Here is an 18,378-nt window from a genome sequence, read left to right as displayed (position 1 = left end):
CAATCCCTCCTGATGCTTAGGAAACCTTTTCCTTTACAGCGTCTGATTTTTGTTTCTTTTTAATCACAAAATGGAAATACAGATAGCAAAAAATAATGAACGGTATGCTGCAATAAATTCCGAGTCGTTGATCTGGAATGAAGAGTAAGGATACAAGAATGAATCCGTATAATCCAAATCCGAGTATCGGAACAATTGGATAAAGCGGTGTTCTAAACTTCAAGTCTTCCAGCTTTCCACCGTCTTTTATGTATTGTTTGCGGAAGAGAAGCTGGGATAAGCAAATCGACATCCATACAAAAATAGTAATAACGCCAGAAATGGAAATTAACCACACATACACCGTTTCCGCCGCAAAAACACTAGTTAAAAGAGATAGGGCTGAAACACTTAAGGTCATGATTAAAGCCCGAAATGGGATTCCCCGTTTTGATAATTTTTTCAAGAAGGAAGGTGCCATCCCTTCATTTGATAAAGACCAAGCGATCCGTGATGCAGCGTAGGTACCTGAGTTTGCTACCGAAAGCACAGCGGTAAGAATAACGAAATTCATAATATCTGCTGCATAAGGAATCCCGATTCTATCAAATACAGAAACAAATGGACTTTCCGATAATCCCGCTTGATTCCATGGAATAAAGGCATTAATAATCGCAATCGCTAAAACGAAGAAGATAATGGTCCGCCAAATAATATTACGAATGGATTTGGGCAGTGTTTTCCCCGGATCTTCACTTTCCCCTGCGGCAATGCCGACAAGTTCTGTCCCTTGAAAAGAGTAGTTTACCGTAACCATTGTTAATAGAATGGCTGCGAAGCCGTTAGGGAAAAGACCACCATGACTTGTGAAATTCGTGAGAAAAGGAGCAGCCTCATGTCCTGTTAACGGAATGATACCAAATACTGCGGCACCTCCTAGGATAATAAAGGCAAGAATAGCCGTTACTTTAATACTCGAAAACCAAAACTCTGTTTCCGCATAACTTCGTGCAGAGATTGCGTTCAGCATAAAGATCACAACTCCAAATACGATGCACCAAACCCAAACAGGGATATCTGGAAACCACCGCTGCATGGTGATTCCTGCTGTTGTAAATTCTAAGCCGGCTGTATTCGCCCAGCTTAACCAATAGAGCCAGCCAATGGTAAATCCGGTAGACGGGCCAATAAATTTTGAAGCGTATACTTGGAATGACCCTGAAACCGGCATGGCCACAGCTAATTCCCCAAGACAAAGCATTACGAGATACATAAGAAGTCCACCAACTAAAAAGGCGAGAATGGACCCACCTGGTCCAGCTTTACTAATAATTAAGCCTGAACCGTTAAAGAGTCCTGTACCAATAACACCGCCGAGTGCGATCATGAAAAGATGCCTGCCCTTCATCGTCCTCTGCAGCTCAGTGTTTGTTTCGTTTTTTTGCGTCATAAGTTATCCTCACTTTCCATTCTTCGAATCTAGTAAAATGCAGAATTATAGACAACGCTTACAAATGAATAATAAAAAAATCAACTCCTTAAATGTTTTCGCATTACGAAAAACGTTTTCGTAATGCGATAAAAGTCTATTTATATTTAAAATTATTTTTATTTTCTTGTCAATACATACTATTTAAAAGTTTCAGTTTAATCGATATTTACATCATTTCTCTGGTCATGTAGAATGGACAGTATTGAAGGTTTTAAGGAGATGGGGAGGACGATGATTCAATCAATTGATCGGGCAATGAGCATTATAAATATCCTTATCTCAGATGACAGTAAAAGTTCGTGGGCCATTTCTGAAATTGCAAAAGAAATGAATCTGCCTGTAGGTTCTGTACATAGGATTATCAGCACCTTAATGAGTCATGGCTTGGTATCACAAATCCCTGAAACGAAGCGGTATAAGGTAGGATATACGTGGATGGAAATCGGCCTTCGTTCCCTCGAAAATATTGATTTCAGAGAGGCGACACGCCCAATCATGGAACAATTGGCACAAGAGGTCAAGGAGAGCGTATATTTCAGTATACCTAACGGAAACTTTGCGATTATCATCGAAAGAGTCGATAGTCCTTCAAATGTACGAATCATAGATAACTTGGGCGAACGGATTCCTTTACATATTGGTGCTGCCAATAAATCAATGCTTGCCTTTATGGATAATGAAAAGGTCGACCAGATTACGCATCAATTAATACCATCTGAGCAGGATCGTGGGAAACTGCTAATGCAGCTGCGTGAAATTAAAACAAATGGTTACGCTATAAGTTACAGTGAAAAAACGGAAGGTACGGCATCCATTGCCGCTCCAGTCATCGGTTTTGACAATAAAGTAATGGGTTCATTGTATATAAATTTACTAAGCAGCCAGATTCCGGATGAGCGGTTATCTTTTTTAATCGAAAGGGTAACTAACGCTGCCAATCAAGCCTCAATACGGATTGGTAAAACGGCAAAATAAAACCCTCGTTTACTCTTACAGAAGTTAACGAGGGTTTTATTTTGAAAAAGTGACAGTATAAAACAGTCGCTTTTATTTATATAGATGATTAAAATGGTGCAATCTTATAAATCTTCCGCGGCCTCCCGCGTGTATGCGGCTTTTCCTCAGCCACCACCTCAGCAAACCCTTTTTCTTCAAGCGTCGTTAAAATCCTCCGAGCACTCCTTGCCGGGATCTGCATATATTTAGCAAGCTCATTGGCGTTCAGCTCATCACTCGCTAATTTTTTCAAAGAGGATTTCAGTTTATTCAAGGTCATAACACTCAGCGAAGTTTCTTGGCTGAGCGATTCCAATTGTTCGGAAGCATAGGAATAGGTCAACTGCTCGGGCTTTCCTAGCGGTCCGGCAATCGTTTTATCATCAAAACAAACCATCCACGAGCCTTTTCCAGCTTCTTTCGCGTGCAACAACGCGTTTCCTGCATTAATTTCCGCATCATAGACCGTCTGGCCAATCCCAATCCCACAGGTAACAGCCTCTTTGCTGATCTGTTCAAAATCTTCCATATCGGGGATCTGACTAAAGTTACTGGTGATATCCTGTAATAAACCTCTTGTGGTAAAAATAACATAACGGCCAAGTCCCGAAGGTTTCACCGATCCATGAACTTTTTTTGTGTAGGCGAGCAGCGTCTCCATGTATTTGAGCTCAATGCGAAACAGCTCGTCGGTCGAAAAATTATCTTTTTTCAAATCTAAAAAAGAGTCGATTTCGATGATCTGGACAGCAATCTGGGTTGATTTATAATGCAGCATTTCATAGGTGCGGAGGATTTGGGTCAGCACCGCCTCAGCCGCCATGGTAGATGGAAGGCTTCGATAGGCAGGAACGCCAAGACGCTGCAGTTCATGGTGAATCGGGTGTCCGGTAATGGCTGCTTTCGTTTTGCCGCTTTTCCAAAGTTCATAATGATAGTGAATTAATCCCTCAAGCGAAATCATCTCGGATTCTACATATTTTAGCTCGGTGGAAATCCCGGCCTCCTCTAAGGCATTTTCCCAGGTGGGGGCATCGCACGAGTCAAAACTGATTTCATCGACAGCAATTTTTTGTTCATATAATACCCGTAGCACGGTTTTGTAAAGAGTGGATCCATTGTAGCCGACGTGAAAAACAGGGGCATCAATCTTGTCCCAGTCCTGAACGATTTCATAGGTAATCGGCCCCGTACATAACCACATATCCATTTCATTGATCAGAGGAGCTACCTTCTCATCTAAATCCTCCTCCGTCAACACCTCAATCGGCGTACAAATAAACTCCGAATACTCACGCGTCACAGACTGAATAATCTCCAACGAATCCGCTACCCCTAACAGACCTAAACGAATCTTCACGTAACTCACCTCATTCCCGCACAATCACATTTTAAATCCATTATAGCAGATGTGTTGGGGGGTGGTGGAATGGTTCGACAAAAATCGGGTGGTGCCTGTCACCACCCGATTTTTGTCGAATACTTTCTAATTTAAATTTTATAACGGTTCTGTTAAAATTTGGATTGTTGTGAAAAGTGAAAAGGGGGAAAAAGGAATGAAGGCATTAAAGACAATGAAGCTTTCATTGGTTTTAGCAGTCGTCTTGTCGATGGTTTCCACGTTTGTTTTAAGCAATGCACCAGTGAAAGCGGCTACCACGAAAACAGCTACTGTGGCAGTGGATAAATTAAATGTGAGAAGCGGGGCAGGAACCCAGTATAAAAAGGTTGGATCCCTGAAAAAGGGCACAAAGGTAACGGTTTATGCCCAAAAATCAAGTTGGTCTCAAATCCGCTATAAAGAGAAAAAAGCCTATGTTGCAACCAAATATCTTAAATTTGGAGTAACGGTAAAAAAGTATCACTATAAAGGTAAAAGTAAGCTGCCTTACCCACAGGTAAAGGGCTTGAAAAGCAAAACAGCTGAAAAGAAGATTAACCAGGCCCTATTAGGCTATGCGAAGGATGCATATCAGAATTATCTCAAGATGCTGGCTGATGAAAAGCAGGTAAAACAAGATGAACCGGAATGGTGTAGTGAATATTCTTACGCGTGTGACTACGATTATTCCACCTTCTATAGTGTGAAATACAATGATGGAAAGCACTTAAGTATTATTCTCTATGATTCTTTGTATCTAGGTGGCGCACATGGATCAGAAACCGCAACTTCCTACAACTTTGTTGTCAGCAGCGGAAAACAAATCAAGCTTATGAATATCCTGACTTCAAAGACCAAAATCAGCAAGGTACAAAAATACGCCTATAACTACATGCTGAAGCACCCGGAGATTTTCACTATAACCAAGCTTAGTGATGTTGTTATTGATAAAGATACTCAATTTTACTATACTGATGGCGGGATTAAATTGGTCTTCCAAGAATACGAGGTTGGCCCAATTGCGGTAGGGTTCCCAACGGTTAAAATACCGAGTTCGGTATATAAATAAACTCGATAGGAACTGATGATAAATTCCACTTTATTGTCAGTTTTTTTAATCGACAAAATTCGGGTGGTGCCTGTCACCACCCGAATTTTGTCGAATCTATAGATTCCTTCCTCTGCACCAGAAAATCAAGAAAACTCTCCGAGATGCGGTCAAAGCTTCTGTCTTTTAGATAAATTAATTCATAATCTCTTTGAATATAGGGAAGGTCAGCTACTTTTACTTCAATTAGAGTACCGTTCTCTAGCTCTTCTCCAATTGCTGACTTTGGCAGAATGGCGATTCCGATTTTTTGTTTTACCATTCTATTTACGACTTCGATATTATCTGTTTCCATAATGACATTCTTCTGGAGTTGGAGATGGTCAAAGGCATTATGAATCAAGGTCCAATCAATAGAGTTTCGATTATACAAAATGAATTTTTCGCTAGCCAGCTCCTCCATAGTTACCACTTCTCTTGTTCCAAAAGGATGTTCAGGATAAATGGCCAGGATCATTTCATCATGGAACAAATGAATACTTTCAATTCTTGGATGGTTAACAGCCCGTGCAATCCCAAATGTCACTTGATGATTTAACACCATGTCTAAAACTTGAGTGGAATGGCCGGTATACAGGTTGACTTTCACTTGAGGGAATTCATGATGGAATTCTTTCATTAAATCCGGAAGAAAATGAAAGGCAGCCACAAAAACAGCCGAAATCTCAATTTCCCCCACTAATTTCAGTTGCTCCCGCTGAATCGCATATTGGCCGTCTTTTAGGCTGTGAAGGATATCTTTTGCATAGGGGAGGAACGTACTCCCTTCTTTTGTCAAATTGACGGTATTGCCAGTTCGGTAAAATAATTGACAGTTAAGCGAATTTTCCAGGGCCTTAATCCGTGCGCTGACTGTCGGCTGTGTGGTAAATAACGCTTCGCCCGCCTTGCTAAAACTCCTTGTGACTGCCACAAAAATAAACGCTTCAATTTGTTCGATATTCATTCAAGTTGCCCCTTATAAAAATATTCTATAACCATTATGACAAACTTTGATTGGATTTTTTCAATCATTTGCCTTTTACTTAAAATATCATCTATGTAGTAGGAGGAAAATAAGATGAACATTGGCTACGCTAACGGTAAGTATGTCCAATTGGATGAACCGGTCATTCCAATTGAGGAACGCGGTCATCAATTTGGTGACGGTGTGTATGAAGTGATTCGGGTGTATAAGGGAAAACCATTCATGCTGGAGGAGCACCTGCAACGGCTGATTCAAAGTGCAAAGGCAATAAAATTACCGATGGAACAATCAGCGGAAGATTTTAAAACACTGATTTTAGAAGCGGTTCAAAAATCAAATGAGCTGGACTGTGATGTGTATCTGCAAATAACCAGAGGGATTGCTGTTCGCAAACATCTATTCCCGACTGCCCCTGTATCGGTGACGATGACGGTTCGGCCGATGAGTATCCTCCAAAAGGATGCAAGAGAAAAAGGGGTGAAGGCGATTTTTCATGAAGATGAGCGCTGGGCTAATTGTTATATTAAATCCTTAAACCTTCTTCCTAACATTTTAGCCAAACAAACCGCGCATGAAGCTGGCTGCTTTGAAGCGATCCAAGTAAGAGATGGATATATAACAGAGGGAACAAGCTCGAATGTGTATATGGTCAAGGATGGTGCGGTCTATACGACGCCGCTGTCGAAACAAATCTTATCCGGAATCACCCGAATAGCCGTTAAAAAAATTACCGAATCTATAGGGATTCCTTTCATCGAGAAGAAATTCACACCAGAGGAACTGCTTCAAGCGGATGAAGTATTCATCACAAGTACAACGTCGGAAATACTGCCAATTGTCAATGTGGATGGAAAAAGCATCGGTGACAGAAATCCAGGAGAATGGACGATGAAAGCTTATAAGAAATTTAGAGAGCTCATTCTGGCTGATTAGGAACTGGAAGAACAAAGGGTGGTGCTGCTGCCACCGCCCGAATGTTCTAAGGCAAAGGTTTACCAACCGGTTTGGGCACTTTACCCTCCGGTTCGGTAACTTTACCCACCTCTTTTGCACTTTTACCTTCCACTTCGACCTCCAGCTACTCAAAAGGTAATTTTAAAACCATTTATTTGAAGCAAAAATGAAATTTTATCTATAAAACGACTAAAAACCCACCAACCAACTACAAGAAAATCCATTTACCTACCACTTTTAAAGGTTTACCAACCGGTAGGAGCACTTTACCCTCCGATTCGATAACTTTACCCACCGCTTTTCCAATTTTACCTTCCGCTTTTGCACTTTTATCCTCCACTTCAAAATCCCCCCACAACATCGGTGAAAATTTTTTCCAAAAAATCAAAAAATAGAGGAAATTATTTACGAAAACATCCCCCTATGCTATCCTAAACTTGAAAACGAATCCATAAAAAAGGGGCTAATAAGGATGATTGTTGATCACATCCGTAATTTTCATTTCTATAAAGGTATCCATGAAAGAATCAATCAAGCAATTGACTATATTCAACAAAACAATTTCACAAACTTCCAAACAGGCACACATGAAATAGGCGGCGAAAACCTATTCTTCAATCTCATTGAATACGAAACCAAAAACCCACAAGAACGCTTCTGGGAATCACATAAAAAGTATCTAGATGTCCATTATATATTGGAAGGAACAGAACAAATCGGCTTCGAATCGTTTGACCAAATGGAAATCAAACAACCATATGACGAACAAGACGACTACTTTCTACTCGAAGGCAACCTAAAATCAACGGCCACAATGCAACAAGGGGACTTCATGATTCTCTTCCCGCAGGATGCACATATGACCGGAATCAAGGTCGACACATCGGAAAAAGTCAGAAAAATAGTTTTCAAAATAAAATTATAGGGGGAGAGCCCATGAAACCCCAAGAAACCATCACAACCGATGTACTCGTCGTAGGAAGCGGCATCGCAGGTCTAAAAGTGAGCATCGAACTGGCCAGAGCCGGTAAAACCGTTATCATGTCGACCAAAACCCAGGTTTGTTCCGGCTCCAGCTTCTATCCGCTGAAAGCCTCCCTGGGAACACAGGTGACCAAGGATAACCAAGACAAAGAAGTATTTTTACAAGACATAGAGGCAGTCAGCCATCACATGCATGACAAAGAAATGGCCCAAATCTATGTTGATGAAATCCAGGACCTGGTTCAAGAATTTCCCGAAATCGGGATAGAGCCCTATAAACTACCAGATGATCGCAAGGCCTGCTTTGCGGAACATAGCCGGACCATTTATATGCTGAGGGATTGGGATCAAATCCGTGAAAATGTGAAAACGATTTTCGAACATTATCCTAATATTTCAATATACGAACGATCTGCCGTGATTTCGTTAATCAAGGTCGGCAACAAGGTATCCGGTGCCTTCCTACTGGACAACCATAATAACCTCATCCTAATCCAGTGTAAGGCGGTCATATTGGCTACTGGAGGTTTCGGGAACATTTACAAGCATAACTTAAACCCAAATGATGTCGATGGATCGGGGCATATCCTTGCACTGGAAGCGGGGGCAAGTCTCGTAAACATGGAATTTATTCAATTCATCCCGGGATTCACCTCACCAAAATATAAGACATTATGGGGCGAACACACCCTGAATTACTGTAAAGATTTTGTAGATGAAGAAGGGAACAGTATTTTAGAAAAATTTCTTCCTGAGGGCCTCAGCAAGCAAGAATGTTTGGAAATCCGTAGTACACATGGTCCATTTACACACTCTCTCCCGTCTAAATACTTTGATATCGCGATGATGAAGGAAATTATCCGAACCAAAAGCGAAGCAGGTTTCGAGCTTGTCTTTGATGAGGCGATATATGAAGATCAGCAGGATTTCTATACGATCTATCTCAATTGGCTGAAAGAAAGAGGCATCAATCTTGTGACGGACGCTTGCAAAATTGCTCCTTTTGCGCATGCTAGTAATGGCGGGGTCAAGGTGGATAGCTTTGGACGGACGTCTGTATCAGGGCTTTATGCAATCGGTGAGCTCGCAGGAGGAATTGAAGGAGCCAATCGACTTGGAGGAAATTCGACAGGTTCCTGTATGGTTTTTGGAAAAAGAGCCGCCCAGAATTGTCTGGACTATGTGAACAATGGCCAGCTGGAACCGCTTGATGTCCAAGCGGCAATCGACCAGTTATCCGAGTCTATTCCAAAGACATCCGAGCAGTCCAAAACCCCACATGAAGTAATCGAAGAAATCCGGGAACTGATGTGGTTTAAGGCAAATGTGATCCGAGATGAAACAAATCTTACCTCCGCATTAAAAAAGGTAACGGAATTAAAGGCTTCTTTTGATATGAGTCTTCATGTACAAAACGAAAATGAGCGGAAAAGTGCATTCAAAGCGAGAAACTTTTTGCTGCTTTCTGAAATTCTTTTAAAGGCGATGTTGGAAAGAAGAGAAAGCAGGGGGGCACATTATCGTGAAGATTTTCCGAATGAGGACGAAAACTTTCAAAAACGATTATGGATTTCCTTAAAAAACAAGGAAGTAACTCTGGAGTTTCGGGCATAATTTTCAAAAATAGGAGAATATTTTTTCCTAAATAAATTAAATTGGTGAAAATTATTTACAGAATTACTCAAGCGTGATATATTTACTTTGTAAACGGTACCAATAAATTCATTTCCAGGTGGCGAAGATAAATGACAAATCAAAAATTTAAAGGTGTTTTTCCAGCATTCTATGCTTGCTACGACGATGCAGGAGAAATATCAGAGAGCCGGACAAAGGATCTATGTAACTATCTTTATGAAAAAGGGGTTCAAGGTCTTTATGTAAGCGGAAGTTCTGGAGAGTGCATTTACCATAACCTTGAGGAAAGAAAAGCGACATTAAAATATGTTGCCGAAACCGTAAAAGGGAAGCTGACGCTAATCGCTCATGTTGGGGCACCTTCCACAAGAGACAGTGTGGAATTAGCGAAATATGCAGAAGAGCTTGGCTATGACGCATTATCAGCCATTCCACCGATCTACTTTAAACTACCTGAAAGTTCAATCTATAAGTATTGGACGGACATCATGGATGCAGCGGATCTGCCATTCATTATTTACAACATTCCACAAACAACTGGGTACAATCTATCCATGAATCTATTCAAGCAATTAATTGAGAATAAAAAAGTAATGGGTGTAAAAAACTCTTCAATGCCAGCGATGGACATTGAACGATTTAAGGCAGCAGCAGGCGAAGACTTTATCGTCTTTAACGGACCTGACGAACAATATGTGGCCGGACGAATCATTGGCGCTGATAGCGGAATTGGCGGAACCTATGCAGCAATGCCAGAGCTGTTTTTAAAAGCCGAACAATTTGTTTCAACTGGAAACTTTGAACAAGCAAGAAGCATTCAACGGGATATCAATGACATTATTATCGCGTTATGTTCCTTAAATGGTTCCATGTACTCCGTCATTAAAGAAGTTCTTAAATTAAATGGCGTGAATGTTGGAAGTGTTCGAGCACCATTTGAGCCGGTATCCGGAGAGGATTTAAACAGAATCCCAGCTATTAAAGAGATGATCGACCAAGCAATTCTTAAATACGGAAAAAACTAAAATGAAGCGAAGAATTGTCTGCTTTGGAGATTCAAACACATGGGGCTTTGATGCGGCAACGATGGGGAGATTTCCCGAAGGAGTCAGATGGACTAGCCTTCTAGCTGAATGGTTAGGCGATGACTTTCAAGTAGTCGAGGAAGGACTTTCTGGCAGAACAAGCGTCGTAGACGATCCATTGTTTGAAGGCTTAAACGGTTTGACCTATCTTCATCCTTGTTTAATGAGTCATGCGCCACTTGAGTTAGTGGTGATCATGCTTGGAACCAATGATACAAAGGAAAGATTTAATCTCACTTCTTTTAATATCGCTCAAGGAATTGCCAGGCTTGCGCTAAAGGCAAAAAATACTCCGGCAGGCTTGAATGGCGCACCACTTAAAGTACTTGTGATGGCGCCGCCTCCCATTGGGAAAGAGTACATGGACACTGAAGTAGGAAAGTCAATGGGGAAAAATTGTGATCAGAAATCAGCTGAACTGCCCGGCCATTTAAAGGAGCTGCTGCAGCTGCAAGGAACTGAGTTTCTCGATTTAAGCGGTCATGTACAGATGAATACCATTGACTACATGCATTTGGATCAAGAAGGACATCAGCTTTTAGCCAGGCTTGTCCTTCAAAAAATAAAAAACATGCTATAAAGGGGGAAAAATGAATGTTGAAAAAACGCTTTTTGGCCACTGCTTTGTCTGGTGTGCTTGCACTTGGAGCTTTAGCCGGTTGTGCAAACAAAGAAACAAGTAAATCGGATGAAGGGGCAAATGGTAAAAAGACAGTTGAATTGTCGCTTATGTTAACACCGCAATGGAAAGGAGTCATGGACCCTACAGAAAAAGGGGCAGACTACGACAGCTTCTTTAAGTATGCAGCAGATAAGTTCTCCAAACAGTATAAAGACTACGACGTAAAAGTGAAGGTAGAAGTAGTTGCAGCTGAACAAAGGGATGAACTCTTAAATGTTAAGTTAAACGGCGGCACTCCTCCGGATATCTTCTTTGAAAACACGTTCGCAATGGGTGATTATGCCCATCGTGGTGCATTAGTTCCGTTAAACGATATCGTTGATGACGCTGCGAAAAAGGACATTGATCAAAAGTACTGGGATAGTGTGACGTTCGGCAAGGATGTTTACTTCTATCCATTCTCTCACATGCCAGGAACCTTAGCGTACAACGCGGACATGTTCAAGGCAGCAGGACTTGAAAAGTATCTTGGCGGCAAGGATGAAATCAAGACTTGGACGTTAAAAGATTACGAAACCATCCTCAATGCGCTGAAGAAGGATCTACCGAAGGATAAGTATCCAATGGCGCTATATGCGTTAAATAACCAAGGCGATACATGGAACCTAGCTTATTTAAGAATGTTTGGTAATAAGTTCTTCGATGACAAAGGTAACATTATCCTTGATGATGCAAACGGAGTGAAGGCAGCAAAATGGTTAAAGAAAATCTATGATGCTGGATTAACAAACCCAGGGGCAGAATCAGTTTCATCTAATGATGCCAATGCCATGTTTCAAAATCAAAAGTTAGCAATCAGCTTCACAAACTCAGTGTTGTTTAACAATGCAAAAGCAGATATGGCTGCTGGTAAAGCGCCAAAGTTTGATATCCGCCTAGCGAATATTCCATCTGAAAGCGGAGATCCGTTAACCTTTACGTATGTATCAGGTGCTGCTGTTTTCAATACGAAGGACAAAACAAGAATTAAAGTAAGTAAAGATTTTGTTAAATTCTTCTCAACCGATCCTGAACTCGTAAAAGCTTCAAAAAATGGAGTTCCAGTAAGGACTTCTGTAGCGAATGAATTTAAGTCTCAAAATCCATTATTCGCAGCATACGATAAAAACGCAAAGTATTTGTTCAACTTTACTGGCAGTGTTCCAGGCTACAGCGAGCTAAGACAGGCTTTATATCCAGAGCTTCAAGCGTTATTAACTGGACAAAAATCAGCTGAACAAGCCGTGAAAGACTATCAGAAAAATGGTAATGGAATTATTGAAAATGCAAGGGCCAACTCAGTTATCAAACAATAGCCCTGTAAACTTTAAAAATTTAAGCCCCTCAAGATTAGGGGCTTAAATTTTAGAAAGGTAATGGTTACGATGAAATTCAATAAGCATACTTTCAAAGAAAATATGACAGGGTATCTATTTGTAGCTCCACAACTTTTACTCTTCTTAGTATTTCTTGTTTATCCCATCATTGAAGGAATTCGACTAAGCTTGTTCAGAATTAATTACACCAATGAAGTATTTGTCGGATTTGACAACTACACCAGACTCTTTCAGGACCCTGTTTTTGTAAAATCTACGATTAACACCGTTGTTTTCGTTATCTTCATTGTGGCCTTAACAGTTATATTTTCTCTATTTGTTGCATCGGCTGTATTTGATAAAAATGCAAAATATGTTTCCTTTATCCGAGGAGCCTACTATATCCCTGTAATGGTTTCGATGGTTGTCATGAGTATGATCTGGAGTTTCTTACTAAATCCAGCTAATGGACTGATCCCGTACGTGGCCAAACAACTAGATTTTTCAAATGTGAACTTTTTAGGGAATCCCCATACGGTATTACCGGTGATCATTTTCGTTACGTTTGCAACCAATGTAGGTCAAGCGATTATTCTCTACATTGCGTCGATGATCGGGGTACCAAAGGAACTATTTGAAGCAGCAGAAGTGGATGGGGCCAGCAGAACGACCATCATTATGAAAATCCTGATTCCGATGGTCAAACCTACTACGATCTATATCACGATTATGAACATTATTGCCGTCTTAAAGATTTTCGTTGTAATTCAACTATTAACCGGTGGCGGACCAAACAATGCTTCTACGACTCTTATGTATTTCTTATACAATAATGCCTTTAAGTATAATCAGCTTGGTGTGGCTTCTGCAGTAGGTGTGATTATGTTCTTAATTACATTAATATTATCGGTTCCACAATTAAGAGCAATGTTTAAGAAAGATTAGAGGTGAATTCGCATGAAAACGAAAAACAAGAAAAAAAGAGAAACCGTTGACGTAATCGCCAATGTGATCATCATTTTCTTTGCTGTCCTAAATATATTTCCTCTTTATTGGCTTTTTACTAGTTCCTTAAAAAACAGTTCGGATGTAATCAAAATGCCTCCTGATTGGTTTCCGAAAACGATGTCCTTTAGTAACTATGCGGACGTTTTCCAGAACCAGCCAGCATTAAGATGGACATTTAACAGTATTATTGTCTCACTGGTTACAACCGTCGCAGTGATTATTGTCAGCTCACTTGCCGCTTATGCGTTCTCAAAGTTGAAGTTTAAAGGAAAAAATGTCATTTATATTATCTTTATTTCCAGTTTAATGATTCCAAAAGAGGTCATGATCGTTCCTTTATTCAGGATTATTCAGGAGTTTGGAATGGTAAATTCACTAAATGGCATGATTTGGCCGAATGTTGCCACAGCCTTTGGAGTATTTCTGCTTAAGGGATTTTTTGATACGATACCTGATTCACTACGAGAAGCGGCCCGGATTGACGGAGCAGGGGAGTTTTATACTTTTTATAAAATTATCTTGCCGATTGTGAAACCCGGAATCGGTGCGTTATTCATCCTGAATTTTGTTCAGGTATGGAACGATTACCTCTGGCAGTTAATTGTCGGCCAGGAGGAAACTTCAAAAACGTTAATGGTCGGAATTGCATCCTTGATGCAGGATTTAAGTCCGAACTTTGCTTATAAGATGGCAGGTGCTACGGTGGCTGCGGTGCCAATGCTTGTAATCTTTATACTTTTTCAACGTTACTTTACAAAAGGATTGGCGATTGGGGCAGAAAAGGGATGAGCCTTGGTGTTCATCGGATCGTCTTGTCGATCTCCACGGAAAGCAAATCAGATACCAACCATTTTTTAAATAATCAACTGGAGATGCTTTGAAATGAAGAACAAGGAAGAACTATTCGCAAAAATTAAAGGGAAGCTTATCGTGTCCTGTCAAGCACTTCCAGAGGAGCCGCTTCACAGCTCGTATATCATGGGAAGGATGGCATACGCTGCAATGCTTGGGGGAGCATGCGGGATACGGGCGAATAGCGTGGACGATATTCGCGAAATTAAAAAAACCGTTTCCTTGCCGATCATCGGAATTATTAAACGTGTGTATGAGGGCTCGGAGGTATTTATCACACCTACAATGGATGAAATTGAATTGCTTTATCAAGAGGGAGTCGATATCATTGCATTAGATGCAACGAATCGGATCAGACCGGATGGCAAGACCATTCATGAAATCTTTCCAATCATCCGCAGTAAGTACCCAGATCAAATCTTTATGGCAGATTGCTCAACCTATGAAGAAGGGGAACTAGCCTATGAATTAGGGTTTGATTGTATCGGGACCACTTTAAGCGGTTATACCTCCTACACGCACAATCAGAAACTGCCTGATGTTGAGTTAATCGGGAAATTAAAAAGAGATTTTGATCTTCCGATTATCGCAGAAGGCGGGATTTGGTCTCCGGAGGAACTGAAGTCTGTTTTTGAACGAGGTGCCCATACAGCGGTTGTGGGCTCAGCAATTACGAGACCGATGGAGATCACAAAAAGGTTTATTCAAGCGATTTCTTAGATAAATGCTATAAATCCCACGGGTGATTCTCGTGGGATTTGTACCGCCTAAGGAAATGGGTAAAGGGTGAGAGACTTGAAAATATTAGCTGCTGACATTGGTGGAACCTCAATTAAGCTGGGAATTTCCGATGAAAAAGGAAATTTGGCTGTTTTTAAAGAATATGATACGGAAAGCAAAAAAGGTGGAAAATTTGTCGTTGAAAAGCTCATGCAAATCATCTCCGAATATGATGGCTTTGATGCGATCGGAATCAGTACGGCAGGACAGGTGGATCGCGAGCAGGGCTGCATTATTTATGCCAATGAAAATATCCCAAACTATACGGGAACACGGTTAAAGGATCTGTTAGAAGAAAAATTTAAGGTTCCTGTTAAAGTAGAGAATGACGTGAATGCCGCTGCTTTGGGAGAACAGTATTTTGGTGCCGGACGTGATTTTCAGGATTTTCTTTGTTTGACGTATGGAACCGGTATCGGCGGTGCCATCATTCAAAATAACGAAATTTACTCAGGATATAATGGGGTCGCGGCTGAATTTGGGCATATCTTGACCCATCCTAAAGGATTGCCGTGTAACTGCGGTGGACAAGGCTGTTATGAACAATATGCCTCCACGACCGCATTGGTGCGGATGGCAAAGGAAGTGGATCCGGAGTGCCTGAATGGAAAAGTCATTTTTGAAAAACTTTACCGTGGTGACAGCCGGATGATTAATGTGCTCAATCATTGGGTATTTGAAGTGGCCATCGGACTTGCTTCGTTGGTCCATATCTTTAACCCTCGGGCGATCATCATTGGCGGCGGTGTAATGGAACAGGAAATTTTGGTGAAAATGGTAGCGGCTGAAGTACGGGAGTTAATCATGGAAAGCTTTTCTGATGTGAAAATCCTAAAGGCTTCTCTTGGAAATAAAGCTGGAATTCTTGGGGCGGTTTCGCTTCATCTGAGAAGTGGGAACTAGAAGGAGTGCTATGTATGTCAAAAGTAGATATTTTTTCATTGATTCGTTCAAACTACAATGCCTTTACGAAATCTGAAAAAAAGGTAGCCGACTATATTCTTGAAAATATGCAGGATGTCATCTACATGTCGATTACTGACCTTGCGGATGCATGTAATGTAGGGGAGGCCAGTGTATTTCGATTTTGCAAAACCATGAATTTAAAAGGCTACCAGGAATTTAAAATTGCCTTGGCCCACAGTACCCAAGATGAAGAAACGCAGCAAATGTCCGGCGAAATTACCCAGCAGGATACGATCGGAGAATTGGCATCGAAAATTTTATCGACGAATATCAATGCGCTGACGGAAACCTCTAATCTCATCAATGAGGCAGACATTGCGAAGGCCATTGATTGTTTCATTCAGGCAGACCGGATTCACTTTTTTGGCGTAGGGTCCTCTTTGATGACGGCAATGGAAGCGAAGAATAAGTTTATGAGGATCACGAATAAAACGGAATGCTCGATCGATTCCCATTTGCAAATTATGTCCGCCTCTTTAATGACAGACAGGGATGTGGCGGTTGCGATCTCTTATTCAGGGTCAACGAAGGATACGATTGATGTCGCAAAGGCAGCAAAGGAAAGAGGAGCAAAAGTCATTTCGATTACCCGATTTGCGAAATCACCCTTGACCAATTATGCGGATATTACCCTGCTTTGCGGATCAAACGAAGGACCGCTCCAAGGCGGCAGCCTCTCCGCCAAAATCTCACAGCTCTACCTGCTCGACATCCTATACGCCGAATTCTTCAGAAGAAACTACAAAGAATCAACACTCAACAAAGAAGCTACAGCTAACGCCGTTATTGAGAAAATGCTATAGCGTTCGTTCGACAAAAATCGGGTGGTGCCTGTCACCACCCGATTTTTGTCGAATGGGACCACGGGGACGGTTCGGCCAAGTGGTGGGTAAAGGAGCAAAACCGGAGTGTAAATCGGAAAGAGCGGAGGGTAAAGCCCCGGAACCGGTGGGTAAAAGCAAGATTTTGTAGATTTGAAGGAAAAGAGGGGGACAGGAATTTACTAAAAAAGGAAATTTCCCTTCAAAAAAGGTATCTGAGCCCGGTAGAGACTTTAGAATGAGGGAGACTTTATAGTAGTGGAGGGTATTTCGCCTGAAGCGGATGGTAAATGAGCAGAATCGGAGTGTAAATCCACAAAAGCGAAAGGTAAAGCCCCGAAACCGGTGGGTAAAAGCAAGATTTGAAGATTTGCAGGAAAAGTGGGGACAGAAATTTACTAAAAAAGGAAATTTTTGTTCAAAAAAGGGTATCTGAGCCTGGTTGAAGCCACTTAATGGGGAAGACTTTATAGAAGTGGAAGGTATTTTGTCCAAAGCGGTGGGTAAACGAGTAGAACTAGAGTGTAAATCACAAAACCGGAGGGTAAAGCCCCATAACGGAGCAGCTCTTAAACAGGGGCTCATCTCCCCATGCTGAATATGTCTTTTATATATAAAAAAAATCGGGTGGCACCACCCGATTTTTATCGAAAACAACTCTAATTTATTTGTGAGTGTTGAAGAATTTTCTGACGGACATAGTCTAGATGCTTGTACATTTGGTTGAATGCTTCATGGGGATTATGTGCTGCGAGCGCTTCGTAGATGCCTTGGTGAAAAGCTACGGTCAGGTCGCGTTCCCTGAATTTGATGAGACTGTCCGTTTTCTCATGAGTGATCAGCAGGGAGTCAATCATCCCCTCGACAATTGGATTATTTGCACTCATGGCAATAATCCGATGAAATTCCTTGTCGGCCTCACCGTAATTATTATCTTTGCTATTCTTGATGGTCTCAATGGTTTCCTGCAGTCTCGCCAGATCTTCATCCTTAATTTTTTCAGCTGCAATCGTCACAAGTCCAAGTTCAAGAGACATACGCGCTTCAATAATGACGGGTAAGTTATCCGTAGCCAGTGCTAACATGATCGAGAAGGGATAGGACCCGACTTTATTATTAAAAAATGTGCCTTCCCGTGTTTTCCGTGTAATCACACCAAGCGTTTCAAGTGAACTAAGCGCCTCGCGTAAAACCGGCCGGCTCACATCGAGTTCCTTCATCAGTTCCATTTCAGGCGGCAGTTTGTCACCTGACTTCATTTGCCCGCTGACGAGCAGCTGGACAATCTGGTCGACGACTTGTTTGGAAAGGGTATTCCGGCTTACCGATTGAACCTCTAATTTCTTTGATGATGGTTCCAAAGTATAACACCTCTATTTGACTTCATTAATAG

General features: G+C 41.3%; 18 protein-coding genes. 13 read left to right on the top strand and 5 right to left on the bottom strand.

Going from position 1 to position 18,378, the window contains the following annotated elements; translation table 11 throughout:
* Positions 1-16: 16 nt before the first annotated feature.
* The gene (locus ACFQZ9_RS12520) at positions 17-1,429 is read right to left on the bottom strand and encodes an amino acid permease (RefSeq protein WP_498944051.1); all 1,413 of its coding nucleotides are present in this window, start codon (positions 1,427-1,429) and stop codon (positions 17-19) included.
* Positions 1,430-1,702: 273 nt separating this feature from the next.
* On the opposite strand from ACFQZ9_RS12520, the gene ACFQZ9_RS12515 reads away from it, so the two are divergent.
* A complete protein-coding gene (locus tag ACFQZ9_RS12515; protein ID WP_498944050.1) occupies positions 1,703-2,446 on the top strand; it encodes an IclR family transcriptional regulator in 744 nt (247 codons plus the stop codon).
* A gap of 88 nt (positions 2,447-2,534) precedes the next feature.
* Here the strand turns inward: ACFQZ9_RS12515 and ACFQZ9_RS12510 are convergent, their stop codons facing one another.
* Positions 2,535-3,827, bottom strand: coding sequence for an ArsR family transcriptional regulator (locus ACFQZ9_RS12510; RefSeq protein WP_498944049.1), 1,293 nt, complete (start codon positions 3,825-3,827; stop codon positions 2,535-2,537).
* 196 nt (positions 3,828-4,023) lie between these two features.
* On the opposite strand from ACFQZ9_RS12510, the gene ACFQZ9_RS12505 reads away from it, so the two are divergent.
* Positions 4,024-4,917 carry an SH3 domain-containing protein gene (locus tag ACFQZ9_RS12505; protein ID WP_498944048.1) on the top strand — a complete coding sequence of 298 codons (894 nt, stop codon included), beginning with the start codon at positions 4,024-4,026 and terminating at the stop codon, positions 4,915-4,917.
* 73 nt (positions 4,918-4,990) lie between these two features.
* Here the strand turns inward: ACFQZ9_RS12505 and ACFQZ9_RS12500 are convergent, their stop codons facing one another.
* Positions 4,991-5,902, bottom strand: a complete 912-nt coding sequence (locus ACFQZ9_RS12500; RefSeq protein ID WP_498944047.1) for a LysR family transcriptional regulator — start codon at positions 5,900-5,902, stop codon at positions 4,991-4,993.
* 114 nt (positions 5,903-6,016) lie between these two features.
* On the opposite strand from ACFQZ9_RS12500, the gene dat reads away from it, so the two are divergent.
* On the top strand, positions 6,017-6,856 hold the full coding sequence (gene dat / locus ACFQZ9_RS12495; protein WP_498944046.1) for a D-amino acid aminotransferase: 840 nt from the start codon (positions 6,017-6,019) through the stop codon (positions 6,854-6,856).
* Positions 6,857-7,085: 229 nt separating this feature from the next.
* On the opposite strand, the gene ACFQZ9_RS12490 is transcribed toward dat, so the two are convergent.
* Positions 7,086-7,217 (bottom strand): hypothetical protein, encoded by a 132-nt coding sequence (locus tag ACFQZ9_RS12490; RefSeq protein WP_498944045.1) that lies wholly within the window; start codon positions 7,215-7,217, stop codon positions 7,086-7,088.
* Positions 7,218-7,349: 132 nt separating this feature from the next.
* Here ACFQZ9_RS12490 and ACFQZ9_RS12485 point away from each other — a divergent pair, with 132 nt between their 5' ends.
* From ACFQZ9_RS12485 to ACFQZ9_RS12440, 10 genes are all read left to right on the top strand, one after another.
* Positions 7,350-7,802, top strand: a complete 453-nt coding sequence (locus ACFQZ9_RS12485; protein WP_498944044.1) for a NanQ anomerase/TabA/YiaL family protein — start codon at positions 7,350-7,352, stop codon at positions 7,800-7,802.
* An 11-nt stretch (positions 7,803-7,813) separates the two neighbouring features.
* On the top strand, positions 7,814-9,475 hold the full coding sequence (locus ACFQZ9_RS12480) for an FAD-binding protein (RefSeq protein ID WP_498944043.1): 1,662 nt from the start codon (positions 7,814-7,816) through the stop codon (positions 9,473-9,475).
* A 131-nt stretch (positions 9,476-9,606) separates the two neighbouring features.
* Positions 9,607-10,521 (top strand): beta/alpha barrel domain-containing protein, encoded by a 915-nt coding sequence (locus ACFQZ9_RS12475; protein WP_498944042.1) that lies wholly within the window; start codon positions 9,607-9,609, stop codon positions 10,519-10,521.
* 1 nt (position 10,522) lies between these two features.
* Positions 10,523-11,161, top strand: a complete 639-nt coding sequence (locus ACFQZ9_RS12470) for an SGNH/GDSL hydrolase family protein (protein WP_498944041.1) — start codon at positions 10,523-10,525, stop codon at positions 11,159-11,161.
* Between the two features lie 14 nt (positions 11,162-11,175).
* Positions 11,176-12,558: an ABC transporter substrate-binding protein gene (locus ACFQZ9_RS12465; protein WP_498944040.1), complete on the top strand. Its 1,383-nt coding sequence runs from the start codon at positions 11,176-11,178 to the stop codon at positions 12,556-12,558.
* Positions 12,559-12,627: 69 nt separating this feature from the next.
* On the top strand, positions 12,628-13,503 hold the full coding sequence (locus ACFQZ9_RS12460) for a carbohydrate ABC transporter permease (protein WP_133333046.1): 876 nt from the start codon (positions 12,628-12,630) through the stop codon (positions 13,501-13,503).
* A gap of 12 nt (positions 13,504-13,515) precedes the next feature.
* Complete coding sequence (locus tag ACFQZ9_RS12455; protein WP_498944039.1) at positions 13,516-14,355, top strand: carbohydrate ABC transporter permease; 840 nt, start codon at positions 13,516-13,518, stop codon at positions 14,353-14,355.
* 93 nt (positions 14,356-14,448) lie between these two features.
* On the top strand, positions 14,449-15,138 hold the full coding sequence (locus tag ACFQZ9_RS12450; protein WP_498944038.1) for an N-acetylmannosamine-6-phosphate 2-epimerase: 690 nt from the start codon (positions 14,449-14,451) through the stop codon (positions 15,136-15,138).
* Positions 15,139-15,213: 75 nt separating this feature from the next.
* Positions 15,214-16,101, top strand: a complete 888-nt coding sequence (locus ACFQZ9_RS12445) for an ROK family protein (protein WP_498944037.1) — start codon at positions 15,214-15,216, stop codon at positions 16,099-16,101.
* 14 nt (positions 16,102-16,115) lie between these two features.
* On the top strand, positions 16,116-16,967 hold the full coding sequence (locus ACFQZ9_RS12440) for a MurR/RpiR family transcriptional regulator (protein ID WP_498944036.1): 852 nt from the start codon (positions 16,116-16,118) through the stop codon (positions 16,965-16,967).
* A gap of 677 nt (positions 16,968-17,644) precedes the next feature.
* Here ACFQZ9_RS12440 and ACFQZ9_RS12435 read toward each other — a convergent pair.
* On the bottom strand, positions 17,645-18,346 hold the full coding sequence (locus ACFQZ9_RS12435; protein ID WP_498944035.1) for a FadR/GntR family transcriptional regulator: 702 nt from the start codon (positions 18,344-18,346) through the stop codon (positions 17,645-17,647).
* Between the last annotated feature and the right edge of the window lie 32 nt (positions 18,347-18,378).

Source organism: Neobacillus sp. GCM10027624, assembly GCF_042675345.1.
Lineage (GTDB): Bacteria > Bacillota > Bacilli > Bacillales > Cytobacillaceae > Neobacillus > Neobacillus cucumis_D.
The sequence above is the reverse complement of the archived record's forward strand: the minus strand, read 5'-3'. Positions and strand labels throughout refer to the sequence as shown.

Coding starts and splice junctions, on each gene's coding strand:
- ACFQZ9_RS12470 (WP_498944041.1), top strand. CDS start 10,523: ATGAAGCGAAGAATTGTCTGCTTTGGAGATTCAAACACATGGGGCTTT.
- ACFQZ9_RS12465 (WP_498944040.1), top strand. CDS start 11,176: ATGTTGAAAAAACGCTTTTTGGCCACTGCTTTGTCTGGTGTGCTTGCA.
- ACFQZ9_RS12500 (WP_498944047.1), bottom strand. CDS start 5,902: ATGAATATCGAACAAATTGAAGCGTTTATTTTTGTGGCAGTCACAAGG.
- ACFQZ9_RS12460 (WP_133333046.1), top strand. CDS start 12,628: ATGAAATTCAATAAGCATACTTTCAAAGAAAATATGACAGGGTATCTA.
- ACFQZ9_RS12475 (WP_498944042.1), top strand. CDS start 9,607: ATGACAAATCAAAAATTTAAAGGTGTTTTTCCAGCATTCTATGCTTGC.
- ACFQZ9_RS12520 (WP_498944051.1), bottom strand. CDS start 1,429: ATGACGCAAAAAAACGAAACAAACACTGAGCTGCAGAGGACGATGAAG.
- dat (WP_498944046.1), top strand. CDS start 6,017: ATGAACATTGGCTACGCTAACGGTAAGTATGTCCAATTGGATGAACCG.
- ACFQZ9_RS12505 (WP_498944048.1), top strand. CDS start 4,024: ATGAAGGCATTAAAGACAATGAAGCTTTCATTGGTTTTAGCAGTCGTC.
- ACFQZ9_RS12440 (WP_498944036.1), top strand. CDS start 16,116: ATGTCAAAAGTAGATATTTTTTCATTGATTCGTTCAAACTACAATGCC.
- ACFQZ9_RS12455 (WP_498944039.1), top strand. CDS start 13,516: ATGAAAACGAAAAACAAGAAAAAAAGAGAAACCGTTGACGTAATCGCC.
- ACFQZ9_RS12480 (WP_498944043.1), top strand. CDS start 7,814: ATGAAACCCCAAGAAACCATCACAACCGATGTACTCGTCGTAGGAAGC.
- ACFQZ9_RS12450 (WP_498944038.1), top strand. CDS start 14,449: ATGAAGAACAAGGAAGAACTATTCGCAAAAATTAAAGGGAAGCTTATC.
- ACFQZ9_RS12515 (WP_498944050.1), top strand. CDS start 1,703: ATGATTCAATCAATTGATCGGGCAATGAGCATTATAAATATCCTTATC.
- ACFQZ9_RS12485 (WP_498944044.1), top strand. CDS start 7,350: ATGATTGTTGATCACATCCGTAATTTTCATTTCTATAAAGGTATCCAT.